This window comes from Xanthomonas sp. CPBF 426, from assembly GCF_903989465.1.
Classification (GTDB): domain Bacteria; phylum Pseudomonadota; class Gammaproteobacteria; order Xanthomonadales; family Xanthomonadaceae; genus Xanthomonas; species Xanthomonas euroxanthea.
The window spans coordinates 4,556,523-4,581,653 of sequence record NZ_LR861805.1; the positions used below are offsets into that span (position 1 = coordinate 4,556,523).

Below are 25,131 nucleotides of genomic sequence, written 5' to 3' on the forward strand. Positions count from 1 at the left end.
CTTGAAAGGCGCGATCGGGCCGCCGGGCAGCGGACGCCGCACGCACGCCCTGCGGCAGATCCACAGTGGCGAGCAGCCATCGGGCCACCGCCGGAACAGGGCGCGGGCGTCGCGCCCTAGGCTGCCCTGGCGTTCGATGGCGATGCCGGCGCCCGCTGGCGGCGATCGCCTGCCGTGTTGCAGGCAGGACACGCTGATCCGGGCCGACAGGCCGCCGCGGGCGGCATAATGCACCTCTCAACGGAGAGTGCGCATGCATAGCGGTGGTCTGGAACTGGCTCTGGTGCTGATGCTGGCCGCCATCGTGGCGGTGCCGGTGTTCAAGCGCTTCGGCCTGGGCGCGGTGCTGGCCTACCTGGTCGCCGGTGTGGTGCTCGGCCCCGACGGCGTGGGCGTGGTGCAGGATGCCGAGCGCATCAGCGGCGCGGCCGAGATCGGCGTGGTGATGCTGTTGTTCGTGATCGGCCTGGAACTGTCGCCGGCACGTTTGAAGGTGATGCGGCATTCGGTGTTCGGTGCCGGCGCCACCCAGGTGGTGGTGACCACGCTGATCCTGGGCGGCCTGCTGATGCTCGGCAACCTGGGCTGGAAAAGCGCGTTGATCGTCGGCGTGGCGCTGGCGTTGTCGTCCACCGCGGTGGGGCTGCAGCTGCTGGCCGAACGCAAGGCGCTCAATAGCGACTACGGGCGCCTGGCATTTGCCATCCTGCTGTTCCAGGACCTGATCGCCATTCCGTTGCTGGCGGCGATTCCGCTGCTGGGCGGCAGCAAGAACGCCACCCTGGAATGGCAGGACGTGGCCAAGGCGGTGGCGGCGCTGGCGCTGGTGATCCTGTGCGGGCGCTTCGTGCTGCGCTATCTGTTCAACATGGTGGCACGCACGCGCATGCCGGAAGTGTTCACCGCCAGCGCCTTGCTGGTGGTGCTGGGCACCGCCTGGATCATGCAGGAAGCCGGATTGAGCGCCAGCCTGGGCGCGTTTCTGGCAGGCGTGCTGCTGGCCGATTCGGAATTCCGCCACGAGCTCGAATCGCAGATCGAGCCGTTCGAAGGTTTGCTGCTGGGACTGTTTTTCATCTCGGTCGGCATGGGCATCGACCTGAACCGGGTGGTCGCCGAGCCGTGGCTTATCGCCAGCGGCGTGGCGATCCTGCTGGTGGTGAAGTTCTCGCTGCTGGTCGGGATCGGCAGCGTGGCCAGACTGCCGCTGCGCAGCAGCCTGATGCTGGGCAGCGTGTTGTGGCTGGGCGGCGAATTCGCCTTTGTGGTGTTCAACGAGGCCGATCGCGTCGGCTTGCTGGAGCGCGCCAACCACGACCGGCTGGTGGCCATTGTCGGTGTCTCGATGGCGTTGACGCCGCTGTTGCTGCTCGGCATGCAGCGCATCCTCAACGGGCCGCTGCGGCTGCACGCGCCCACGTCCGATCGCCCGTTCGACGCCATCGATGCGCAAACGCCCAAGGTCCTGGTCGCCGGCATGGGCCGCTTCGGCCAGGTCGTGGCGCGCCTGCTCACCGCGCGGCATGTGCCGTTCGTGGCGCTGGAACACAATCCGGACACCGTGGAGGACTTGCGCCGCTTCGGCAGCCAGTTGTACTACGGCGACCCCACCCGCCCGGAACTGCTGCGCGCCGCCGGTGCCGACCGCATCAAGGTGTTCGTGATCGCGGTGGACGACCCGGAAACCAACATCAAGGCGGTGCGGCTGATCCGCCGCCTGTACCCGCAGGCCACGGTGCTGGCACGTGCACGCAATCGCCAGCATGCCTGGAAGCTGATGGACCTGGGCGCCGAACCGTTCCGCGAGGTATTCGCCTCCAGCCTGGAACTGAGCGAACGCGTGCTGACCTCGCTCGGGCTGGGCGAGGCGGTGGCCAAGGAGCACGTCAAACGGTTCCGCCAGCACGACGAAGAGTTGTTGCATCGCCAGCACCTGGTCTATGACGACGAAGCCAAGGTGATCCAGACCTCGCGCGATGCACGCGCGGACCTGATGCATCTGTTCGAAGCCGACGTCAAGGCCGATGTGGACGGCGAGCCCACGCCCACCACGCTCGATCGCTGAGCCCTTCGTAGGAGCGTGCCTGCGCGCGAAGAGGCGTTATCGGCAAAACCCCGTCGCGCGCGGGCACGCTCCTACGCGGATGTGGTGCATCTTTCGTCAGCGTTAGCTGCGCAGTCGATGCTTGAAGACGACCTGCACGCGAGCATTCGATCGCGTCCAAGTCCTAAGCCGATGCGGATGGCGAACCTGCACCAACCACCCACAATCGCTGCCCTGTTCGTAGGAGCGTGCCCGCGCGCGACCCGGGCGTTACCGATAAAGCCCGTCGCGCGCGGGCACGCTCCTACGTGGAGCTGCGGCGGCTGTATGCCGCTCGCATCCCTCAGCGGCGTGGCGTGCGCGCCGCGGTCTTGCTGGTCGACTTCTTCGCTGCGCGCTTGCCTGCCCCGGTCTTGCCGGCGGTCTTTGCGACCTTGCCGGTTGCGCGTTTGCTCACGGCTTTCTTTGCCGCGTTGCCCGGCGACGTAGCCGCATCCTGCGATGATCTTGCTGCGGCCGCAGATGCGCGGTTGGCTGGCGCCTTGGTGACCTTTTCGGCTGCCGTCTTGGTGATCTTCCTGGCCGGTGCCTTGGCAGCCTTCTTGGCCGTCTTCCCGGTGGCTTTCTTGACCGGCGTGGTGGTGCTGCCACGGGCGTCCGGTGCGCGGCGCGGCGGTGGCTTGCGGCCCGGGGTGAGCGCGCGCCAGGCGTGTCCACCATTCATGGCCAGCAAGGCGTCGGCGGCCGAGGGGCCGGCGCTGCCGGCGGCGTAATTGGGGAAGTCGCTGGGCGGTTGTTTCCAGGCATCCAGGATCGGCTGCACGATGCGCCAGGCCCCTTCCACCATGGCCGCGTCCTGGAACAGGCCGGCCTCGCCGTTCATGCAGTCCTGCAGCAGGCGCTCGTAGCCCACCGTGTATTCCTTGGGGAACCAGTCGCGATAGCGGAAGTCCATGCGCACCGGTGCCAGGCTGACCTGCGCGCCGGGGCGCTTGACGTCGAACTGCAGCGAGATGCCTTCGTCGGGCTGGATATGCAGCACCAGCCAGTCGGGGCCGTAGCCGCCCACTTCGGTGCTGCGGAACGGCGCCAACGGCGCCGGCTTGAAGCGGATCGCGATCTCGGTGGTGCGCTCACGCAGGCGCTTGCCGGTGCGCAGGTAGAACGGCACGCCGGCCCAGCGCCAGGTGTCGACCTGCAGCTTCATCGCCACATAGGTTTCGGTTTCCGAATCGTCCGGCACCGTGTCTTCTTCGCGATACCCCGGCACGGCGCTGCGGTTGACCGCGCCGGAGGCGTACTGGCCGCGCACCACGTCTTCGGGCTTGATCGGGCGCACTGCTTCGATCACTTCGGCGCGGCGGCGATGCATCGCCTCGGTGGTGAACGCGGCCGGCGGCTCCATCGCAATCATCGCCAGCAACTGGAACAGGTGATTGGGCACCATGTCGCGCAGGCAGCCGGTGGGATCGTAGAAGCGTCCGCGCCCCTCCACCCCGATGGTTTCGGCGGCGGTGATCTGCACATGATCGATGCGGTCGCGGTTCCACACCGGCTCGAACAGGCCGTTGGCGAAACGGAACGCCAGGATGTTCTGCACGGTTTCCTTGCCGAGGAAGTGGTCGATGCGGAACACCTGATCCTCGTGCAGCACCTTGGCGACGGTGGCATTGAGCGCGACGGCGCTGGGCAGATCGTGTCCGAAGGGTTTTTCCACGATCACCCGACGCCAGCCCTCGCCCTCGCGTTGCCTGACCAGCCCGGCTTCGCCCAGGTTGAGCAGTACCGGCTCGAAGAAGCGCGCGGCGGTGGCCAGGTAAAACAGCACATTGCCCTGGGTGCCATAGCGCTTGTGCAGTTTCTCCAGCGCGCCATCCAGGGTTTGATAGGCGCCCAGGTCGGTGAAATCGCCGCGCAGATAATGCATGCGCTCGCGCAGCCACTCCCAGGTGTCGGTATCGAACTCGTCGGTCTGGAATTCGGCATCGCGGCTGCTGAGCAGCTCGGTCATCGACTGGCCCATCATCGTGCGCCACGAGCGCTCGCTGATATCACCATGATCCATGCCGACGATGGCGAACTGCTCGCCCAGCGCGCCGGAGCGCCGCAGGTTGTACAGCGCCGGCATCACCAGGCGCTTGGTCAGGTCACCGCGTGCACCGAACACCACGATGATGCACGGCGGGGTTGTGGCTTGTTCATTCATGGATGTGTTTCCTTTTCGCCCATGCGTCCGTGCAGGCGCAATGCCGCATTGACCAGAGCCACGTGGGAATACCCTTGCGGGAAGTTGCCAAGCATGCGTTTGCTGCGCGGGTCGTACTCTTCGGCAAGCAGGCCCACGTCGTTGCACAGCCCGAGCAGACGTTCGAGCAGCATGCGTGCCTGCTCTGTGCGCCCGAGCAACGCATAGTTTTCCACCAGCCAGAAGCTGCAGGCAAGAAAGGTGCCCTCGCCGGCCGGCAGCCCGTCGGCGCTGTCGTCGGCGCGATAGCGTTCGACCAATCCATCGATGGTCAGGTCGCGTGCGATCGCATCGGCAGTGGCGGCGATGCGCGGATCCTCGGCCGGCAGGAACCCGACGATCGGAATCAGCAACAGCGACGCGTCCAGACGGTCGGAACCATAGCTCTGCACGAAATGCCCGTCCGGGTGCACGCCCTTCTCCAGCACTTCTGCGCGGATTTGCTCGGCGATACGGCCCCAGTGCGCGCGCTTGGCCGCATCGGCATTGGTGATGCCATCGCGCGCGCCGCAATCGAAGGCCAGCCAGGCCATCACCTTGGAATGCACGAAATGACGGCGCTCGTCGCGGATCTCCCAGATGCCTTCGTCGGGCAGCCGCCACAGCGTTTCCAGCGTCTCCAGCACTTTTTCCAGCAAGGATGCCGACGAGCCATCGGCGTCGGACAGCGGTGCCACGCCCTTTTCGCGCGCGTAGTGGAACGCGCCGATCAACTCGCCGTAGACGTCGAGCTGGAACTGATCCACCGCCCCGTTACCGATACGCACCGGGCTGGAGTTTTCATGGCCGGGCAGCCAGTGCGCTTCCCATTCCTGCAGCCGGCGCTCGCCGGCGATGCCGTAGAGCGCCTGCAACTGGTCCGGCGACCCGGCGATGGCACGCTGTACCCAATCGCGGAAGGCCTCTGCTTCGTCGCGATACCCGGCCTGCAGCAAGGCGATCAGCGTGAACACCGAATCGCGCAGCCAGCAGTAGCGGTAATCCCAGTTGCGGGTGCCGCCCAGATGCTCGGGCAACGAGGCCGTCGGCGCAGCGACGATGCCGCCGGTGGGCAGATAGCTGAGTCCTTTCAACACCACCAGCGAGCGACGCACCTGCTCGGTCCAGGGGCCGACATCGGTGCAGCGACGTGCCCAGCCATGCCAGAACGCGGCCGTGCGTTGCAGCGCCTGTTCCGGATCGATCGCCGTCGGCGTGGGCTGATGCGACAGGCCATGGCTGAGCAGGAACCAGGTGCTCTGGCCCTGGCGCAGCGTGAAGTCGGCTTCGGTGCCCATGTCCTCGCCATGCAGCGCCTGCGGCGAGCGCAGGGCGAGCTGGTCGGGCCCGGCGATGGCGCGGATGCCACCATCGATACGCGTCACCCAGGGCACAGTGCGGCCGTAGTTGAAGCGGAAGGTCAGGCGCATGTGCATCGGCACCTCGCCCTGCACGCAACGCACGATCCGCACCAGGTGCTGGTGGCCGTCGCCTTCCTCGCTGGCGACCATGAAGTCGACCAGTTCCACCGTGCCGGTGTCGGTGTGCATGCGCGTGCACAACACCAGACTGTCGTCTTCATAGGCACGTTCACTGCGAAAGTCGCCGGCCGGCGACAACGCCCATTGCCCGTGCTGCTCATCGCCCAGCAAGGATGCGAAAAACGCGTCGGAATCGAAACGTGGCAGACACAGCCAGTCGATGGTGCCACGGTGGTCGACCAGGGCCGCGCTGTGGCAATTACCCAGCATGGCATGGTCCTCGATACGCACGCTCATCGTAGAGGCGCTTCCTTCGTGCGAGTGAAGGCCCAGTCTTGCACGCGCAGTGTCGGGATCAGGTTACGAGAACGCCGGCAGACGCAGCAATGGTGGCACCGTGTGTTCCAGGCGACGGATCAGTGCCGGGTCCATGTAGGCGTAGTCGTCGAGAATCTGCAGACAGGCCACCCGGCAATGGCGCAGATGCGCGGCAAAGCGTTTGCGCAACAGCTGCAGATGGCGACGCTCCATCACCAGCACCAGCTGCGCCTCGTGCAACAGCTCCGGGGTGAGCTGCACGTCCGCATCGGCGGCCAGCCCGGCCGATTGCGTCTGCACGCCCGGCCAGTCGGCGAACACGCGCTCGGCGGTGGGGCTGCGCAGCCGGTTGCGGCTGCACACGAACAGCACCCGCAGCGGTGCTCCGCCGCGCTGGTTCAGCGGCCTTCGCGCAGGAAGCGCGCCATCGAGGACACACCCGGCAAGGCGGGCTCGAACTGGCCGGCCACATCGATGAAGCCGCGCATGATCGCGATCTCGCGCGGGGTGCGGTTGAGCGCGTCGCGGCGGTCGGCATCGGCGCCGGCCCGCAGCAGGCGCTGCACCAGCAGCGGCAAACCGTGCAGTGCGGCCAGGTGCAGCGGGCCGAAACCGCGCTGATCGGCCACGTCCAGCGAGACGTCTTCATCGAGCAGGCGTTCGACGCCGGCCAGCACCACCTGCTCGTCGCAGGCGGTGCCGGGTTCGGCGCGCGCGCCCAGCAACAGTAGCAGGGGGCTGACCCGGCCACCGGCCAGATACTCCGGGTCGGCGCCGGCCAGCAGCAAGGTATCCAGCAGGGCCAGCAGGCGGCTCTTGTCGCGCGCGGTGAAGCCGTACAGCGCGGCGCAATGCAGCGGCGCCAGGCCCTGGTCGTCGTTGGCGTGCACGTCGGCCGCCGCGGTGAGCAGGCGCGCCACGATATCCGGCAGGCCAAGCGCGCAGGCCAGCATCAGCACGGTGACGCCGCCGGGCAGGCGGTGCTCGATCTGCGCGCCGGCCTGCAGCAACGCGGCCACGATCTCGGTCTGGCGCATGCTCACCGCCGCCGACAACGGCGTGGCGCCGCTATTGGCTGCGCGTTGCGGATCGGCGCCGCGACCGAGCAGATGCGCCACCACGCCGAGATGGCCGCCACCGGCGGCACGCAGCAGCGCGGTGCAGCCCTGCGCATCGACGGCGTCGACCGGCAGGCCGAGATCGATCAGGCGACGCACCGCATCGGTGTCGCCGACCATCGCGGCCGCCGGTACATCCGCCTCGCGCAGGCTGCGGTGCGGCAGCGACCAGATGCGCCAGTCCAGCCAGTCGGCCAGGTCGCGGCGGCCGATCGACAGCGCCACGCCCAATGGGGTCTGCCCGTCGGCAGCGCGCGCTTCCGGCGAGGCGCCCTGCTTGACCAGCAATTTCAGCGATGCCTCGCGGCCCAGCGCGGTGGCCAGGTGCAGCGCAGTCATGCCGTGGCTGTCGCGCGCCTCGCGGTCCACGCCGTGTTCCAGCAACCACTGCTGCAGGCGCAGCCAGCCCAGCCGCACCGCCAGCGACAACGGCGGATCGCCGGCCGCCGATGCGGCGAACGGGTCGGCGCCGCGTTCGAGCAATTCCAGCGCGAACTGTTCCAGCCCGCGCGATGCCGCATCGTGCTGCACGCAGGCGCTGAGCAGCCGTGTCAGCCCGCCCGCACCGGCGGGCGAGACGCCATGGCGCAGCAGCGCCTGCAGTGCCGGCACCGCCTCCACGCCCCGCGAGAGCAGTGCAAACATCGGCACGTCGCCGCAGGCATCGCGCACTTCGGCATCGGCCCCATGGCGCAGCAGCCAGTCCACCGCATCGGCGTTCAAGGCCAGATGCGCGTCGTGCAGCAGGCTGCCAAGTTCTTCCGGGCCGCACAGGCGGGCCAGCGCGACCAGGCCGTCGCGTTGACCGAACTGCAGGCCTTCGCGCAACAGCACCAGGGGCGGGCGGTCGGGCAGCAGCGCCACGCCGGGGGTCTCGCCGTGCGCATCGCTGACCGCCGCCGGCAACGGATAGGCGGGGTCGAGCAATTGCACGATCGCCCAGCGCCCGGCTTCGGCGGCCACATCCACCGCGCGCCGGCCGTGCGCATCGGTGCTGTCGGCCGGCACCTGCAGGTCGAGCAGGCGCCGGATCAGGGCCGGCGACACGCTGTCGGCGGCGCAGGCCAACATCACCGCGTTGCGGCCCTCGCCATCGACGGCCAGCACATCGGCCTTGCGTGCGACCAGGCGTTCGAGCACGCCGCTCCGTGCCTGCCGCGCCGCATCCAGCCACGGCGTGCGGCCGAGCAGGTCGCGCGCTTCCAGATTGGCGCCGGCCGCCAGCAGCGCCTCGACGATGTCGCCGTGCCCGGCCAGTGCGGCTTCGTGCAGGGCACTGCGGCGTTGACGATCGCGTGCATCCACGCGCGCCTTGTGCTTGAGCAGCAGTTGCACGCCGGCCGGGTCGTCTTCCTCGGTGCCGGCCGCCGCCAGCAGCACCGGCGCGCCGCCGTCCGGTTCGGAGTGGGCGCCGCGTTCCAGCAGGAACTTGGCCAGCCGCCAGTTGCCGACCTGGCAGGCCATCGCCAGCGGCGAGTGACCTTCGTGGTTGAGCGCATCGAGCTCGGCGGCGGCATCGCGCAGCAGCGCGGCCACGCCCGGGTCGGAACTGCGCACCGCGTGATGCAGCGGCGTATTGCCGTCGTTGTCGCTGGCGCGCGGGTCCGCGCCGTTGGCCAGCAGCGTCATCACCGCGTCCGGGCGACCGTGCCAGCTGTCGCGCGTGGCGGCCAGCAATGGCGTCATGCCGCGATGCGGCTGGTTGACGTCGACACGGCGCACGATCAGCTCGCGCAGCAGGCGCAGGTCCGGCAGCACCGCGGCTAGCGCAGGCAGGCTGCGTTGGTCGCGCCACTCCGGCAGCGGCATCGCCTGCGGGTCGGCGCCGGCATCGAGCAACTGCAGCGCGCGGTCCACGCGTCCGCTGCGCGCGGCCTCAAACAGCTCGGGCACCAGTTGGTGCTGGGCCACCGGCTCCAGCGGACGCGGCTCGGCCGCCGCTTCGGAAAAGAAATCGGCCGCCTGCAGCGCCGCCGGGGCGTCGCTGCGTCCCGGCGCGGCGGTGCGCTGCAACAGCAGATGGGCGGCCGGCAGCAGCACGCTGGCGGCGATCGCCAGACTCCAGCGCAAGCTGCTCGACAGCCAGCCCGGCCAGGCCAGCGCCACCACCAGCGTGCACATCGCCAGCACCAGGGCAGCGGCGAGCAGGCCGCGCCAGGCGTGCAACTCCTGCGTCGCCAGCGCATGCCAGCGCGGGGCCAGGGCGCCGCCATCGCGCTCGACCTCGCCCCACAGCGGCCAGGTCCGCCACAGCCCGAGCAGCGCAGCGCTGACCGCCACACTCAGGGCCAACGCGGCAGCCAGGCTGCCGCTGTCGCGCAGGGCGGTCAGCGGCCAGCTGATCAGGGCGGCCAGCGCCAGCAGGCCCACGCCCCAGACCGTCAGCAGCGGCGGCAGGGCCTGCGCAACCGCGCGCGGCGGGCTGGGCAATGCGCGGGTACCGCGCGCCCACGACACCGCCAGCGCGAACGCCGGCTGTGCCAGCCACAGCGCCACCGCGGCAACGCCGCCGCCGATGCCGCCCAGCAACGACAACGCCACGCCGGCCGCCCCGGCCAGCGCTGCGGCCCGCACGCGTGCGGCCCGTGCGGCCTCAGTCATAGTCGCACTCGCCCGCCAGCACCACCGTCTTGGGCAGCTGCAGATAGAAGCCATGCTTGCCAAGTGCGTCGCGCACCGTGGCCACGTCGGCCTGCGCCAGGCGGCGCTCGGGCGTCAACGCCACCTCCAGCACGAACGCGAACGGCGCCAGCTGCGCGTGCACGGCGGCGGGAAGACCGGAGAAGTCGTCGCGCGTGGCGAGATAGACGAAGGTGTCCTGCTTGCGTTGGCTTTTATAGACGTAGGCGTGCATGCGCGCGTGGTCGCGCTCGATCGGCAAGTGTGTCGCAGGATTGTGTCCCAATTGCGCCGATGGCGAAAGCGCGGCAGCACGCGAAAAGTCCTGCCCCGTCAGCGACATGACCGGCACGTTCAGTTGCGCCATCGACGGGAGGCAGACCCGCCATCGATATACTGAGCCCACTTTTTGCCAGCAGACCACCGTGAGCCAAGCGCAGCATCCGTCCCAGATGGCCCCGGTCGCCGTCACCGCCTTTACCTCCACCACCGCGCTCGGCGCCGGGCTCGATGCCCAGGCTGCTGCCCTGACCGCTCGCCGCAGCGGCATGCGTCGCAACGATTTCGGCCCGCAGCCGCTGCCCTGCTGGATCGGCCGCGTGGAGGGCGTGGAAGACGTCGTCCTGCCGCCCCCCCTGCAAGGCTGGGACTGCCGCAACAACCGCCTGGCCTGGCTAGCCCTGCAGCAGGACGGCATGGCCGAGGCCGTGCAGGCTGCCGCGCAGCGCTACGGCGCCGAGCGCGTGGCGGTGATCATCGGCACCTCCACCTCCAGCATCGGGGCCAGCGAGGAGGCCTATACGCGCCTGGTCGAAGACGCCGACGGCGCACGCTTCCCCGACGATCTGGATCGCCCGATCGTGCATACCCCGCACTCGCTGGGCGACTTCGTGCAGCACGCCACCGGCCTGCGCGGCCCCAGCGTGACCGTGGCCACCGCCTGTTCGTCCAGCGCCAAGGTGTTCGCCCAGGCCGCGCGCCTGATCGATGTCGGGGTGGTGGATGCCGCCCTGGTCGGCGGCGTGGATACCTTGTGCGGCAGCGTGCTGTTCGGCTTCAACTCGCTGCAGGTGGTGGCGCCGGAGCTGTGCCAGCCGTTCGATGCGCGCCGGGTCGGCCTGAGCCTGGGCGAGGCCGGCGGCTTTGCCCTGCTTGAACGCACCGCTGCCGCACCGCACGCCACCCTGTGGCTGTACGGCTATGGCGAATCCAGCGATGCGCACCATATGTCTGCCCCGCATCCGCAGGGCCTGGGCGCGCAGCTGGCGATGCGCGATGCGCTCGATCGCGCCGGCCTGGACGCCGATGCGGTGGGCTATCTGAACCTGCACGGCACCGCCACCCCGGCCAATGACAGCGTGGAGGCGGTCGCGGTGGCGGCGATCTTCCCCGCCACCCTGCACGCCAGTTCGACCAAGGCCTGGACCGGCCACACCCTGGGCGCGGCCGGCATCGTCGAATCGGTGATCGCGCTGCTGGCGCTGCGCGACGGCGTGCTGCCGGGCACGCTCAACAGCGCCGTGCCCGACCCGGCCTGCGGCCCGCAGATCCGTTTCGACAATGCCCATTCCAAGATCGATTACGCCATGAACAACTCCTTCGGCTTTGGCGGCAACAACTGTTCGCTGCTGTTCGGGCGGGCCCGCTGATGCTGGCTGCCACCATCGAGGGAATCGGCTTCTGGACCCAGGGCCTGCCGAGCTGGGACGCCGCGGCGGCCTTCGTCCGTGACGGCACGCTGCAGGACACCGGGGCACGCCCGGCACCGCAGCTGCTGGCCGCCAACGAACGACGCCGCGCACCGGACACGGTGGCGGTCTCGCTGGAAGCGGCGCTGGCCGCCTGTCACGCCGCCGGCCGCGCGCCGGCCAGCCTGCCGTCGATCTTTACTTCCACCTATGGCGATCTGGCCATCTCCGACTACATGTGCACCACGCTGGCCAGCGACCCGTTGGCGATCTCGCCGACCAAGTTCCACAACTCGGTGCACAACGCCGCGGCCGGCTACTGGACCATCGGCGCCGGGGCGATGACCCCGGCCACGGCGATCAGCGCCAGCCTGGGCAGCTTCGCGCAGGGCCTGCTGGAGGCGCTGGTCCAACGCGCCGCCGGCATGGACGCGGTGCTGCTGGCCGGCTACGACGCCCGCTCGGTCGGGCCGCTGGGCCGGGTCGCACCCAGCCAGGGGCTGCTCGGCGGCGCGCTGGTGCTGGGCGCCCCCGGCCAGGCCGGCAAGCCGCAGCTGCGGGCGTGGCTGGACGACGGCACGCCAACATCGGGCGAGGGCCCGTTGTCGCGGCAGGTCGCCGGCAATGCGATGGCGCCGATGCTGCCGTTGTTCGACCTGCTCGCCGCTGGCGGCGAGCGCGTGGCGCTGTACGCCGGCCCGGGCCGGGTGTTGCAGCTGGAGGTCCAGCAGTGAGCCGGCAGCCGCTGACCCGCGAGGACACCGCGATCCTGGTGCCGGCCCTGAACGAGTCGCTGCGCATCCGCGAAGTGGTCAACGATGCGCTGACCTATTGCTCGAACGTGATCGTGATCGACGACGGCTCCGATGACGGCACCGCCGACTGCATCGCCGACCTGCCGATCACCCTGATCCGGCATCCGCAGCGCAAGGGCAAGGGCGCCGCGTTGCGCAGCGGGTTTGCGCAGGCGCAGCGGATGGGCATGCGCGCCGTGATGACCATGGACGGCGACGGCCAGCACAAGGCGGCCGATTTCCCGCGCCTGTTGGCCGCGGCCAACCGCCACCCCGGCTGTGTCATCGTCGGCGCACGCATGCGCAAGCGCGCCACCCAGCCCACCATCCGCCGCATCGGCAACGATTTCGGCGACTGGGGCATCGCCTGGGCCTGCGGCTTCCAGCTGGTCGACAGCCAGAGCGGCCAGCGCCTGTATCCGGCCTCGGTGTTCACCCTGCCCGACGTGCCCGGCGAAGGCTTCGTGTTCGAAGCGCAGCTGCTGATTTCCGCCGCACGCCAGGCCGGCGCGCGCGTGGTCGCGGTGCCGATCGAAACCCGCTACGCCGGCACCTCGCCGGGCACCTTCCGCAAGAGCCATTTCCGGCTGGTGCGCGACCTGTGGGAGATCACCTCGCACGTGGTCGTGCAGGCCTGGAGCTATGGGCATATCTGGCGCGAATACCGCCGCGTGCGCGCCAACCCGGTGCTGATCGACGACGCCGACGGCGAATTTGCTACTGTGCCTGCGGTCACCACCAACAAGCCATCCCCATGAATGCACAGCGTGCCGATGTCGTTATCACCGGTGGTGGCCTGGCCGGCCTGAGCCTGGCGCTGCAGCTGCGCCAGCGCGACCCCGAACTGGCGATCACCGTGCTGGAGCGCCGTGCGCACCCGGTGCGCGAGGCCGCGTTCAAGGTCGGCGAATCCACGGTGGAAATCGGCGCACATTATTTCGCCGACGTGCTGGGCCTGCGCGAGCACCTGGAGACCGAGCAGATCCGCAAGTTCGGTTTCCGCTTCTTCTTTTCCGACAGGCGCCAGGACATCGACCGCTGCACCGAGCTGGGCGTCAGCCAGATCCTGCCGACGCCGTCGTGGCAGATCGACCGTGGCCGCTTCGAGAATTTCCTCGGCGAGCGCGCCCGCGCGCAGGGCATCACGTTTGTCGACGGCTGCAGCGTCAAGGGCGTGGACCTGGCCGATGACGATGCCGACCACGCCGTGCGCTACGAGCGCGCAGGCGAGGCCGGCACGCTGCGCGCACGCTGGGTGGTGGATGCCAGCGGCCGCGCCGGCCTGCTCAAGCGCAAGCTCGGCCTGGCGCAGGACAACGCGCACGACGCCAATGCAGTGTGGTGGCGCGTGGAAGGCCTGATTGACCCCAATGGCTGGTCGCAGGACAGCAGCTGGCTGCAGCGCTGCACGCCGCCGGATCGCTGGCGCTCGACCAACCACATGTGCGGGCCGGGCTACTGGTTCTGGTTGATTCCGCTCTCCTCCGGCGCGCATTCGCTGGGCATCGTCTGCGATGCGGCCATGCATCCGCTGGAGACGATGAACACCCACGACAAGGCGATGAACTGGCTGCGCACGCATCAGCCGCAGGTCGCCGCCACGCTCGACAAGGCCGACTACCGGCTGCAGGACTTCCTGTTCCTGCGCAACTTCTCCTATGGCTGCACGCAGGTGTTCTCGCCGCAGCGCTGGGCGCTGACCGGCGAAGCGGGGTTGTTCCTGGACCCGTTCTATTCGCCCGGCAGCGACTTCATCGCAATTTCCAATACCTACATCTGCGAACTGATCGGCCGCGACCGCGCCGGCAGATCGCTCAGCCCGTATGTCGAGCTGTATCAGCAGCTGTATTTCTCGTTCTACGAAAACACCCTGACCCTGTATCAGGATCAGTACGCCCTGTTCGGCGATGCGCAGGTGATGCCGGTCAAGGTGATCTGGGATTACACCTACTATTGGTCGCTGCTGGCGCCGCTGTTCTGCAGCGGACGGATCGCCGACCTCAGCCTGCTCTCGCGCATGAAGGCGGATTTTTTCTACGCGCGCGACATGAATCTGGCGATGCAGCGCGTGCTGCACGACTGGGGCCAGCACAACACTGCACAAGGCCTGGCCAGCGACGATGGGCGCCTGCTCGATCAATACCTGATCGGCTGGTTCAACGAACTCAACGGCGCCTTGCACGACACCCTCGACGACGATGCCTTTGCCGCGCGCATCCACCGCAACGTCGCGCAGATGGCGGTGCTGGCGCGCGAGATCCTGCACAAGGCGCGTCAGCGCCATGCCGGACTGCCGGACCATGGACTGGACGCCTTGACCGCCAATGCCGTCGGCGAACCCATCCTCACCGCCGCCTGGTACGCCGACGCAGCGTGAGCTTGAAGACCGCGCCGGCGACGGCGCGTTTTTTCTGGATCCGCGCCAGCTTGATTCAAATGCCGGACGCCGATCAAACCGCAACGCATCGAACGGCCGCGCGAGGTGCATTGCTTGCACAGGCACACCACCCATCTCGCCCGGTCCTTGCCCGCCCACCGTCGCGGGACCTTACGCGGCAGGGATGCCGCGTAAGAGCCTCCATGGACGGATTCACGGCGTGTCCCGCGATGGTGGGCGGGCAAGGGCCCTGCAGCAAGCTCACAGCGGCGAGGACACCGCACCTGCCAACCTGGTCGTGCGCTGATGGGAACCACACTAGCCGCGCCTACCTGGGGGGAGGCATCGTCGTTCTATCAGCGGCTCTCAGCCCATGCCGCCATTGATGCCGATGACCTGGCCGTTGATATAGCCAGCTGCCTCCGAACACAGGAACGCAACCAATGCGGCCACTTCGTCGGGCTTGCCGACGCGGCCGGCCGGCACCAGTTGCTTGATCACCTCCGGCGCGAAGCTTTCGCCGACCATCTCGCTTTCGATCACGCCCGGCGCGACCACGTTGACGGCAATGCCGCGGCTGGCCATCTCGCGCGACAGCGATTTGCTGGCGCCGTGCAAGGCGGCCTTGGCCGCGGCGTAGTTGGTCTGCCCGCGATTGCCCAGCACTGCCGCCACCGACGACACGCTGACGATACGGCCCCAGCGCGTACGCGCCATCGGCAGCAGCAACGGCTGGGTGACGTTGAAGAACCCGTGCAACGACACGTCGATGACCCGATGCCACTGTTCGGCGTTCATGCCGGCCATCGGCGCATCGTCGTGGATGCCGGCATTGTTGACCACGATCTGGATCGGGCCAACCTCCAGCAGGCTTGCCAGCGCCGCTGCACTGGCCTGCGCATCGGCCACATCGAACGCCACCGCCTGGGCACTGCCGCCGTCGGCCACGATCGCTGCGACCACGGCGTCGGCGCGGGCGAGATTGCGATTGGCGTGCACGATCACATGGCGACCCTGCGCCGCCAGGTGACGGCTGATCGCACCACCGAGATCGCCGCTGCCGCCGGTGACCAGCGCGCGGCGCTGTGGAATGGATGTGCTCATGGACGCCTCGATGGAAGCCGCAGAAATGACGGCGGAAAGAGCCTCATCCTAACGACTGGCAGCAAGTGCAGGAATAGACCGCCCGCATCGATCGCCCACATTCGGCAGGAGCGCGCTTGCGCGCGATGAGGCTTCAACGGTAACGCTTCATCGCGCGCAAGCGCGCTCCTACAGGGCCCGCCCGGCGACCAGCATCACCGTGGCGCGGCCTTCGGCGAGCAACTGCCCCTGGTGGGTCAGGCGAAAACTGTATTGCTGGCTGTCGTCGGCCTGCATCAATACCACTGCTTCGCATTCGATCGCAGCAGGAAGGTCGTCCAGATAGGCCAGATGCAACTCCACGCCTCGCAGGGCGACCAGCATGCCCAGGCGCGCTGGCTGGCTGGGATCATGCCCCAGCAAACCGCCATGCACCGCCATCGCCTGCGCGCCGTATTCGCACAGGTGCAGCGCACGCAAGCGGCCATCGGCGCGCAACGGATGCGTGTCGCTGCGATGCGCGTGACTGCGCAGCACGATGCGCTGCGCATCCCAGTCGACCACCTCTTCCCACAGGCACATGCTGCCCTGGTGCGGAATCAAGGCGGCAATCGCGTCACGTCCCTGCATGTGCACCTCCACTTCTTGCGCGCTCCAGCGCGGGCTCGCGCGATACCAGCAAGGCCAGGATGAAATTGAACAACACCCCCAACGCCACCGTGCTGCCGATCGCCCGCAACACCGGGATGCTGGAGGCAGCCAACAACGCGAACACCAGCAAGGTCATCAGGCTGCACACGATCAAGGCATGCAAGGTGCGCAACTGGTCGGCGTGATCGTCGCCGGCATGGTCGAAGAACAGCGCGTAATCCAGGCCCAGGCCTGCCGCCAGGATCAGCGCGATCAGGTGGAACAGGTTGAGCTCCACCCCCATGCCGCGCAGGATCGCAAGGATCAGCACCGTGGTCAGCGCCATCGGCAGCAACACGCGCACGATCCGGCGCGGGCTGCGCAACGCGATTGCCACCGTCACCGCCAGCAGCAGCGCAGCCAGCCCCAGCGCGCCGAGCACACGTCCACGATAGGCGGCAACCAGGGATTCGGAGGCATCCTTGAGATCCAGCAATTGCGCGCCGCTGCCTTGCACGGCGGCAGCCACCACCGACGGATCGCGCAGGCCGGTCAACGACACCAGCGCGGTGCTGCGATCGCCGCGCCCCAGCAGCAGCCCGCCGACCGAGGTCGCCAGCGGCGAGCCGGCCAGGTCCTTCGGCAACAGCGGCGCGGCGCGCTTGGCAGCGTCCAGGTCCTGCAGGAACGGCGCAAACGCATCGCTGCGAAACGGCGTGGCGGCCACCGCACTGTCGGTCAATGCGCGCGCTTGCGCAGCATCCGGCAACGCGGCCTGACGCGCACGCTGGGTCTTGATGCTGGGCAGATAACGCGCGGCCATGTCGTAACCGGTCAGCGCGCCGTCGCGCACCAGCGCATCCAGGCGCGGGCGCAACTGCTCGCTGGCCTGCAGCGCTGCCTCGTCGCTGGCGGCAGGCAATGCGAGCACGTAGCGCACGTCGGGGGCGCCCAGTTCCTGTCGCAGCTGCGTGTCCTGCGCCAACGCCTTGGGCGGCACCGGGGTCAGCTTCGACAGATCGTTCTGCCAGAATTGCCCCGGTGCAAACGCGATCACCGCGATGCCGATCAGCGCAATCACCGCCAGACTGATGCGCGGCCGTGGCAGCCGCGCGATGCCACGCCACAGCGCGGCGAGGATGCGCGAATCGGCGTAGTCGCGCGGCGCCGGGTCGATCAACGCCGGCAACAGCCACCGGGTGGTGATCGCGGCGGTCGCCAACCCGGCGATGGTGAACACCGCCAGCTGCCGCAAGCCGTCCACCCCGGAAAACAGGAAGGTCACATAGGCAATGCAGGTCGACACCACGCCGGTGGCCAGCGTCGGCCACAGATGGCGCGCGTTGTCGCGTGGATCCAGGCCGGGACGCTGATGGCTGAACAGGTGGATCGGGTAATCCTGCACCACGCCGATCAGGGTGAAGCCGAATGCCACGGTGATGCCGTGCACGCCCTCGAACAACACGGCCACCGCGCCCAGACCGGCCAGGCCGGCACTGGCCAACGGCAGCACGCCGAGCACCGGGATCTTCCAGCTGCGGTAGGCGACCAGCAGCAACAGCACCAGCCCCACCGTATCCAGCGTACCGATCCATTGCGCCTCGCCCTGCGTGCGCGCGGTGATTTCCACCGCAAAGGCGCCGGGGCCGGTCAGGACAAGCTGCGTCGAGGTGCCCTGGCTGACCTTGGCAAACGCCGTCCGTACCGCGTCGTAGGCCAGCTGCTGGCCGGTGGGATCGAAGCCGGCTGCGCGCGTCTGCACGATCAGCAAGGCCGAGGTGCCGGCACGGTCGAACCACACCGCGTTGCGCGTCTGCGGCGCCGCGGCCGGCTGCAGGGTTTCGGCCAGATGCAGTACTTCCAGCGTCGGGTCGCGCGGCAACAACGGCTCCACCATCGCAGCGGCAGGTGAGCCCAGATCCTGCACGCGCGACTGCAACGCTGCCTGCAGGGTGTGCGCATCCAGCGGCGCGGCGTCGAAGCTGTCGCTGAGCAGATAGCGATACGGCAGCAGGCGCTCGGGGATCGCATCCAGGCCCGCGCTGCCGCCATTGCCGACCAGCTCGAATAGTTGCGGCTGCGCGGCCAGAGCCTGCTGCAGTGCCTGCGACTGCGCGGCCAGCGTGGCCGGGTCGCTGTTGGACAGCGCCATCAGCAACAGGCGCGAGCCGGGGCCTTCGCCCAGTTCCTCGATCAGCAGTTTCTGCGCCGGCGTGCGCGGGGCGGGCATGAACTTGCGCAGGTCGCCGGTGACCTTGAGCGTCTCGCTCAACCAGAACCCGGCCACCGCCAGCAAGGCCAGCCACAGCAGCGCCAGGCCGATGCGGCGGTTGGCATTCAATTTAAACGCCATGCGCAAGCCTCGCGGTGCCAGCGGAACGTCCACCGGCCGCACGCGCGGCATCGGGCTGTGCGGGCGCCTTGCTGGCGCCGCAGGCGCGCTGCGTCACGCGCCCGACCCGTGGCACAGCGTGGTCAGCGCCGCCGCATCGGTCACGCGTGCGGCCTCGCGCGCGGCACCGGCCAGCAGCGTGCGTTGCACCTCGCCCTTGGCCGGCAGGCTTTCGATGCAGCGCAACTCGTCATTGCGCCCGTACAGCCGCAACTCGCGGACCTGCCTGGCGACAGCGGCGTCCTTGGGCTGCAGGGTCAATGCCCAGGATTGCAGCTGGCCCTGCCCGCTGATGCGGTAGTGCTGCTCCAGCAGCGCGCGGTCGCCGGCCAGCAATGCGCCGAAGCCGGACTTCAAGCCGGCCAGCTCGGGCACGCGGCTGAGCGCAAAACGCCGCGGCGCCTTGCCTTCGCGTTCCAGCACGCCTTGGTCGCCTTGCAACGTGGTGGTCTCGCGATACGGTGCGCTGACCTCGCGCACCAGCGTCTGTGCGTCCGGACGCCGGTAGTGGCCCTGCACGCGCAGCGGCGTCTTCAGCAGGGCCGAACCACGCAGTTCGACGAACTCGGTACTGACCGGTGCGGGGCGTGCCAGGCGCTGCAGCACCTGGCCCACGTCCAGCGTCTCAGGCGGTGCGGCGCATAGCGGTGCGGCGCTGAACAGCAGTATCAGCATCCACGGCAGGGTGCGGCACATCGGCATGGTGGGTGTTCCAGAAATCGTAGAAGTTGAACCAGTTGTACGGCGCGTAGCGGGTGTAATGTTCCAGCCTGGCCGCGTAATCGCGCATGAGTACCGCCAGCACCGGCGCACGCTGGCGGCGTGGCACGTCCAGGCCTTCGCTGAAGGTCTCGAACGCCAGCTCGTAATGATTGCCGCCGCGATACAGGCCGAACGCCAGCACCACCGGCACCTTGAGCGCTGCGGCGATCAGCCACGGCGAGGTCGGGAACATCGCGTTGCGGCCGAGGAACATCGCCGGCAATGCCGGGTCGCCCTCGCGCGGGCGGTCGATCAGCAGCGCGACCAGCGCGCCGGCATCGGTGGCGTCCTTGATCGCCATGACGATCGAGGTCGCGTCCATGCCGGCATCGATGATGTTGGCCGCCAGCTGCGGATTCAGCGCGCCCAGCAGCTCGGTCATGGCGCGGTTGTGCGCCTTGTCCAGCACCACCTTGACCTGCACGTCCGGCCGCTCGGTGGCCAGCACGCGCAGCGCATCGAAGCTGCCCAGGTGCGAGCCGAAGATCAGCACGCCGCGGCCGCGGTCCATCTGCGTATGCAGCTGATCCAGCCCGGTGATGTCGACTCGGAAGCGCTGCATCTGCCCGCACAGCATGTACACACGGTCCAGAATCGTCGAGGCGAAGGTGTGGATATGCCGCGCCACGTCGCGCAGCGTGGCCGGGCGGTCCAGCACGTGGGTCAGATAGGCACGCGAGGCGCTGCGCTCGGGCGCACGCACCAGCAGGAAGTACAGCGTGATCGGGTACAGCAGCGCGCGTCCCACCGCGCGCCCGCCGTACTGGGCGATGCCGCGGATCAGCCACAGCGCGAAACGTCCGCCGCCTTCGGGACGTTGCTTCCACTGGCTGCTCATTGCGCCGCCTCCGCCACCAGTTCGCCGCTGACCAGCAGCTCGTCGGCGCGCTGCACGCGAAAGCGCCAGCGCGGGCCGACGCCGTCCAGCGTGATCGATGCCACCTGCCCCGGCAGCAACGGCCGCACGAACTTCACCTGCGGCAGGCGCGCCGCCGCGCGTGGGCCATGGGCGGCTTCCACCGCCTGCAGTACATGGTCGAGCACGACCACGCCAGGCACCACGGGACGCCCCGGAAAGTGCCCGGGCAGGCAGGGATGATCATGCGGCACGACAAAATCCATAAGCGGGCAACTCAAATCCTGGGTTGAAGCATCGCAGCCACGGCGTCATGTGCCTGCTCGGTCAATTGCTGGCGGTCCGGCGCATCCGGCCCGGTCACCGGGATCGGATCGCCGATACGCACACGGATGATGCCCGGGCGCACCCTGAACACACCCTCCACCGGCAGCACCTTGCCGCAGCCATCCAGCGCCACCGGCACCACCGGCACGCCAGCATCGATAGCGGCCTGCAACAGCCCGGCCTTGAACGGCAACAATGCGCCGCTGCGGCTGCGGGTACCTTCGGGAAACAGACACAACTGCTTGCCCTCGCGCAGCAGCGCCGCTGCCTGCCGGCGCACCATCGCCCCGGCACGCCGGCTGTCGCGGTCCAGGAACAGCATGCCGGTGGCCCGCGCATACCAGTTCACGAACGGCACCTTGAGCATCTCGTCCTTGAGCAGGAACCGCAGCGGCACCGGCAAGGCGTAGAACAACGCGCAGATATCGATGACCGACTGGTGGTTGCTGACGAACAGATAATTCCTAGACCAGTCCACGCGCTCGCGGCCTTCCACGATCACCTTGGCGCCGGCGCCGCGAAACAGCACCGGCGACCACATCCAGGCGCCCATGCGCAGCAGGCGGTCGGCATCGCGCGTGATCGCCAGCAGCACCAGGGCATAGACGATTCCGCCAGCGGTAAACGTCAGCGTGAAGGCCAGTTGCAGCAGATTGAACACGGCCCACGCCAGGCGCGACGGCATCCTTGCCAACGGCATTTTTGTCTTGTCCCCGAAAATGTGCACGTACGTCGCTGCCCTGGCCACGCACTCAGCGCAGCAGATCGCGCCAGAATTCCGGCCCGAGCCGCGCCATCTGGCGCAAGAAGTCTGGCAGATTACGATAGGGGCGCTGTGGAAACCAGCGGCCGCGCAAGAGATATTCGCCCACGAAGAACCCGCCAACCACCCCGTACGCCAGCAGATTGGCGAACAACGACGCGCGCGCGTCGCTGATCGGCAGCGGCGAGGCGTAGCCCAGTTGCGCCAGCACGCCACTGGGTTCGGCGCACAGGCCCAGCACCAGGTTGACCAGGGTCAGCGCGCACAGCAGCAACGCCCAGGCCAGGGTGAGACGGCGCGTGTAGCGGTATTGCTCCGGGCTGATCGGCATGCCGGCCTGGCGATACAGCCCTTCGACAATGCGGCTGATCAGCGGCGTGCGCCCGCGGCGCAGGCTGCGCCCGAAGAACCAGGCGATCCAGCCGGTGAACACCACCGGCGGCGCGGCCAGCACCAGCATCGCGTACGGCGAGTGCCACAACGCGCTCAGGCCCAGCAAGGTCAGCACGGCCAGCGCCCAGGCCCAGGCGCGGCGCGCGACCATCGGTTCGATCAGCACCATCAGCACCAGCAAGGCCCCGGCGATGACTGCCAGGTCCGGGCGATGGCTGGCGTTGGCCCAATGCGCCAGCGGCGAATACGCCACCGCCAGCAGCACGCCCAGCCCCAGCACCCACGGGGGCGCATCGGCAGGCGCTGCAGTTGGCAGGTCAGACGGTCTTGTTGGCTTGGACATGCGCCGACAATGCGCGCAGCGACGCGAAGATGCGACGGTTCTCGTCATTGTCCGAGCGCAGCTGGAAGCCGTAGCGCTTGCTGATCGCCAGCGCCAGTTCCAGCGCGTCGATCGAATCCAGCCCCAGCCCGGTATTGAACAACGGCGCCTCCGGATCGATGTCGGCGGGCTGGACGTCTTCCAGGTTCAGGCTTTCGACCAGGAGTTCGGCCAGTTCACGTTCGGCAGCGGTTTGCGAGGACATCCAGAGAGCTTCCAGGTGAGGGTCGGGCGACAGGATCAGAGCGAGGGACTTCAGCACAACCACCGCAGCGTCACAGACAACCGTCAGGTCGGCGTGGGCGATTGCGCAACACAGTGTACGTTGCCGTGCCGGCCGATTCCGAGCACTCGCCGCGGCTGCCTTGCGGCCGCATTGTCGATGGCGTCGATCGTTCTGCAACAGCGATTCGGCGGCCGGCATACCTGTCCGGGCCGCCGGTCAGGCTATCATGACTGCATGACGCTCGCCCGCTGCAGGTTCGTTCCAGGATGACTTCCACTGCTGTTCGCCCCACCCCGACCGCCATGCCGGCAGCCGGGCCGGCTCCCGGGCCCGAGTGCCCGGATGTCCTGATCATCGGCGGCGGGCCGGCGGGCTGTACGGCGGCGATCGTGCTGGCCCAGCAGGGCTGGCAGGTGACCTTGCTGGAGAAGGCGCAGCATCCGCGCTTCCATATCGGCGAGTCGCTGCTGCCGATGAACGTGCCGATTCTCGAACGCCTGGGCGTGCTGGAGGACGTGCGCGACATCGGCGTGCTCAAGCGCGGCGCGGACTTTCCCAATGACAGCGGCGGCTACAACACCTTTCGTTTTTCGCATGCGCTCGATGCCAAGGCCGATTTCGCCTTCCAGGTGCCACGTGCGCAGTTCGACCAGGTGCTGTTCGAGCGCGCGCGGGCGGTGGGCGTGGATGCGCGCGATCAGGTCAAGGTCGAAGCGGTGGAGTTCGACGGGCAGCAGCCGGTGCTGCAGGCGCAAGGCGTGGCCGGGGTGCAGCGGTTCCGCCCGCGCTATCTGCTCGATGCCAGCGGCCGCGATACCTTCCTGGGCACCCGCTTCAAGCTCAAACGCGCCAATGCCAAACATCAGTCGGCCGCGTTGTTCAGCCACTTCCGCGGCGTGGCGCGCCGGCCGGGCGAGGATGCCGGCAACATCAGCATCTACCGCCACGCACATGGCTGGATGTGGCTGATTCCGTTGCCGGACGACATCATGAGCGTGGGCGCGGTCTGCTACCCGGAATACATGAAGACCCGCAAGGGCGACAGCGAGGGCTTTTTCATGCGCACGCTCGCGCTCAATGCCGAGCTCAACGCGCGCATGCTCGGCGCCGAACGCGTGGCCCCGGTGCATGCCACCGGCAACTACGCCTACGAATGCACGCGCATGTCCGGCCCGCGCTGGTTGATGCTGGGCGATGCCTACACCTTCGTCGACCCGATGTTTTCGTCGGGCGTGTTCCTGGCCATGCACAGCGCCGAACGCGGTGCGGCGATGGTGGACCAGGCCCTGCGCATGCCGCAGCACGAGGCGAAACTGCAGCGCGCCTTGCAGCGCGAACTCAGGCGCGGCGTGGACGAGTTCAAGTGGTTCATCTACCGCTTCACCTCGCCGACCATGCGCGCCCTGTTCGCGCAACCGCAGAACACCTGGCGGATCGAAGAAGCGGTGGTGGCGATGCTGGCCGGCGACGTGTTCGACAGCCCCAGGGTGCGGCTGCGCCTGCGCGCGTTCCGCGCCATCTATGCCTTGACCACCTTGTCGATGATGCCGCGCGCCTGGCAGTCCTGGCGCCAACGCCGACGTCAGGCCACGCTCGGCTTCGACGGCGAGACCTTGCAACGCGACACGCAACGACGGGACACCCGATGACCGCTTCCCAGGCCCAGACCACGCACAGCGTGCGCCATCCCCGTCTGCAGGTCGACTATGTCGAGCAGACCGCCCCGTCCGCACTGCTGGCCGACCCGCAGGTGCTGGCCGTGTTCGGCTTCGGCACCGCGGCGCCACGCCTGGACGACCCGCGCTACCTGCGCGTGCCGCTGCAGCCGTATCAGGCCGAGATGCTGGAGGTGTGGCGCAGCGATGCAGCCGTGCACAGCGGCCGCGATGGCAACATCGCCTGGGCCAGTGACGGCCGCCTGCAGTTCGGCGTGATCGAAATCGACGAGCAGGATGTCGATATCGAAACCGCCGCCGCCAAGGCCTATGCGGAAATCACCGCCTTCGTCACCGGCAGCCAGACGCCGCGCCTGCTGCGTATCTGGAACTATCTGGACGCCATCACCCTGGGCAGTGGCGACCGCGAACGCTACCGGCAGTTCTGCGTGGGCCGTGCGCGCGGCCTGGGCGCCTTCGACACTGCGCAGCTGCCGGCCGCCACCGCGGTGGGCCGCTGCGATGCCGAGCGCATCATCCAGATCTACTGGCTGGCCGCCAGCGATGCCGGCACCCCGCTGGAGAATCCGCGCCAGGTCAGCGCCTACAACTACCCGCGCCAGTACGGCCCGCAGCCGCCGAGTTTCGCGCGCGCCATGCTGCCGCCGGCCGGCAGCGACATGCCGCTGCTGCTGTCGGGCACCGCCGCCGTGGTCGGGCATGCCTCGATGCACACCGGCCAGCTGCTGGCGCAGCTGGAAGAAACCTTCGCCAACTTCGACGCCCTGCTCGGCGCCGCACGCCAGCACGCCCCGGCCCTGCCCACGCAGTTCGGCGCCGGCACCCGCCTGAAGGTCTACGTGCGCGAGCAGGACGACCTGCCCAAGGTTGCCCAGGCACTGGACGCCCGCTTCGGCGATGCGGTGCCGCGCCTGCTGCTGCACGCGGTGATCTGCCGCGACGAGCTGGCGGTGGAGATCGACGGGGTGCATGGGTGAG

21 protein-coding genes are annotated in these 25,131 nt (G+C 68.6%); 7 read left to right on the forward strand and 14 right to left on the reverse strand.

Annotated features, from left to right (window positions below):
- Positions 1 to 253: 253 nt before the first annotated feature.
- A complete protein-coding gene (locus tag H7A87_RS19350; protein ID WP_104584150.1) occupies positions 254 to 2,065 on the forward strand; it encodes a monovalent cation:proton antiporter-2 (CPA2) family protein in 1,812 nt (603 codons plus the stop codon).
- Between the two features lie 322 nt (positions 2,066 to 2,387).
- Here the strand turns inward: H7A87_RS19350 and zwf are convergent, their stop codons facing one another.
- From zwf to H7A87_RS19375, 5 genes are all read right to left on the reverse strand, one after another.
- Positions 2,388 to 4,250, reverse strand: coding sequence for a glucose-6-phosphate dehydrogenase (zwf, locus tag H7A87_RS19355; RefSeq protein ID WP_119129841.1), 1,863 nt, complete (start codon positions 4,248 to 4,250; stop codon positions 2,388 to 2,390).
- The gene (locus tag H7A87_RS19360) at positions 4,247 to 6,046 is read right to left on the reverse strand and encodes a glycoside hydrolase family 15 protein (RefSeq protein WP_119129842.1); all 1,800 of its coding nucleotides are present in this window, start codon (positions 6,044 to 6,046) and stop codon (positions 4,247 to 4,249) included. Before H7A87_RS19360 ends, zwf begins: the two co-directional genes overlap by 4 nt.
- 63 nt (positions 6,047 to 6,109) lie before the next feature.
- Entirely contained in the window at positions 6,110 to 6,439 is a 330-nt protein-coding gene (locus H7A87_RS19365; protein WP_119129843.1) for a phosphotyrosine protein phosphatase, read from the reverse strand.
- A gap of 26 nt (positions 6,440 to 6,465) precedes the next feature.
- Complete coding sequence (locus H7A87_RS19370; protein ID WP_119129844.1) at positions 6,466 to 9,786, reverse strand: ankyrin repeat domain-containing protein; 3,321 nt, start codon at positions 9,784 to 9,786, stop codon at positions 6,466 to 6,468.
- The gene (locus H7A87_RS19375) at positions 9,779 to 10,039 is read right to left on the reverse strand and encodes a YcgL domain-containing protein (protein WP_104585241.1); all 261 of its coding nucleotides are present in this window, start codon (positions 10,037 to 10,039) and stop codon (positions 9,779 to 9,781) included. Before H7A87_RS19375 ends, H7A87_RS19370 begins: the two co-directional genes overlap by 8 nt.
- A gap of 217 nt (positions 10,040 to 10,256) precedes the next feature.
- Between H7A87_RS19375 and H7A87_RS19380 the strand changes: the two genes are divergently transcribed.
- Genes H7A87_RS19380 through H7A87_RS19395 form a run of 4 tightly spaced genes read left to right on the forward strand, consistent with a single transcriptional unit; the run spans position 10,257 to position 14,663 of the window.
- Positions 10,257 to 11,453, forward strand: coding sequence for a beta-ketoacyl-[acyl-carrier-protein] synthase family protein (locus H7A87_RS19380; RefSeq protein WP_119129845.1), 1,197 nt, complete (start codon positions 10,257 to 10,259; stop codon positions 11,451 to 11,453).
- Entirely contained in the window at positions 11,453 to 12,226 is a 774-nt protein-coding gene (locus H7A87_RS19385; protein WP_119129846.1) for a beta-ketoacyl synthase chain length factor, read from the forward strand. The genes H7A87_RS19380 and H7A87_RS19385 overlap by 1 nt, the downstream gene beginning before the upstream one ends.
- Positions 12,223 to 13,044 carry a glycosyltransferase family 2 protein gene (locus H7A87_RS19390; RefSeq protein WP_104585211.1) on the forward strand — a complete coding sequence of 274 codons (822 nt, stop codon included), beginning with the start codon at positions 12,223 to 12,225 and terminating at the stop codon, positions 13,042 to 13,044. The genes H7A87_RS19385 and H7A87_RS19390 overlap by 4 nt, the downstream gene beginning before the upstream one ends.
- Positions 13,041 to 14,663, forward strand: a complete 1,623-nt coding sequence (locus tag H7A87_RS19395; protein ID WP_119129847.1) for an NAD(P)/FAD-dependent oxidoreductase — start codon at positions 13,041 to 13,043, stop codon at positions 14,661 to 14,663. Before H7A87_RS19390 ends, H7A87_RS19395 begins: the two co-directional genes overlap by 4 nt.
- A 366-nt stretch (positions 14,664 to 15,029) precedes the next feature.
- On the opposite strand, the gene fabG is transcribed toward H7A87_RS19395, so the two are convergent.
- The 9 genes from fabG to xanC all read right to left on the reverse strand — a co-directional run bounded on the left by fabG (position 15,030) and on the right by xanC (position 22,456).
- Positions 15,030 to 15,767: a 3-oxoacyl-ACP reductase FabG gene (gene fabG / locus H7A87_RS19400; RefSeq protein WP_104585205.1), complete on the reverse strand. Its 738-nt coding sequence runs from the start codon at positions 15,765 to 15,767 to the stop codon at positions 15,030 to 15,032.
- 168 nt (positions 15,768 to 15,935) lie between these two features.
- Entirely contained in the window at positions 15,936 to 16,376 is a 441-nt protein-coding gene (locus tag H7A87_RS19405) for a phosphotransferase (protein ID WP_104585239.1), read from the reverse strand.
- Positions 16,363 to 18,729, reverse strand: a complete 2,367-nt coding sequence (locus tag H7A87_RS19410; protein ID WP_119129995.1) for an MMPL family transporter — start codon at positions 18,727 to 18,729, stop codon at positions 16,363 to 16,365. The genes H7A87_RS19405 and H7A87_RS19410 overlap by 14 nt, the downstream gene beginning before the upstream one ends.
- A gap of 93 nt (positions 18,730 to 18,822) precedes the next feature.
- On the reverse strand, positions 18,823 to 19,470 hold the full coding sequence (locus H7A87_RS19415; RefSeq protein WP_104585237.1) for a LolA-related protein: 648 nt from the start codon (positions 19,468 to 19,470) through the stop codon (positions 18,823 to 18,825).
- Positions 19,394 to 20,368: an acyltransferase gene (locus H7A87_RS19420; RefSeq protein ID WP_119129849.1), complete on the reverse strand. Its 975-nt coding sequence runs from the start codon at positions 20,366 to 20,368 to the stop codon at positions 19,394 to 19,396. Before H7A87_RS19420 ends, H7A87_RS19415 begins: the two co-directional genes overlap by 77 nt.
- Positions 20,365 to 20,592 carry a hypothetical protein gene (locus tag H7A87_RS19425; RefSeq protein WP_232087889.1) on the reverse strand — a complete coding sequence of 76 codons (228 nt, stop codon included), beginning with the start codon at positions 20,590 to 20,592 and terminating at the stop codon, positions 20,365 to 20,367. Before H7A87_RS19425 ends, H7A87_RS19420 begins: the two co-directional genes overlap by 4 nt.
- Before the next feature lie 71 nt (positions 20,593 to 20,663).
- Positions 20,664 to 21,413 carry a lysophospholipid acyltransferase family protein gene (locus H7A87_RS19430; RefSeq protein ID WP_104585197.1) on the reverse strand — a complete coding sequence of 250 codons (750 nt, stop codon included), beginning with the start codon at positions 21,411 to 21,413 and terminating at the stop codon, positions 20,664 to 20,666.
- Between the two features lie 52 nt (positions 21,414 to 21,465).
- Positions 21,466 to 22,149, reverse strand: coding sequence for a ketosynthase (locus tag H7A87_RS19435; protein WP_164739828.1), 684 nt, complete (start codon positions 22,147 to 22,149; stop codon positions 21,466 to 21,468).
- A gap of 37 nt (positions 22,150 to 22,186) precedes the next feature.
- On the reverse strand, positions 22,187 to 22,456 hold the full coding sequence (xanC, locus tag H7A87_RS19440; protein ID WP_005914783.1) for a xanthomonadin biosynthesis acyl carrier protein XanC: 270 nt from the start codon (positions 22,454 to 22,456) through the stop codon (positions 22,187 to 22,189).
- A 323-nt stretch (positions 22,457 to 22,779) separates the two neighbouring features.
- Here xanC and H7A87_RS19445 point away from each other — a divergent pair, with 323 nt between their 5' ends.
- A complete protein-coding gene (locus H7A87_RS19445) occupies positions 22,780 to 24,126 on the forward strand; it encodes an NAD(P)/FAD-dependent oxidoreductase (protein ID WP_119129851.1) in 1,347 nt (448 codons plus the stop codon).
- Complete coding sequence (locus tag H7A87_RS19450; RefSeq protein ID WP_180496808.1) at positions 24,123 to 25,130, forward strand: pteridine-dependent deoxygenase; 1,008 nt, start codon at positions 24,123 to 24,125, stop codon at positions 25,128 to 25,130. Before H7A87_RS19445 ends, H7A87_RS19450 begins: the two co-directional genes overlap by 4 nt.
- Position 25,131 lies beyond the last annotated feature (1 nt).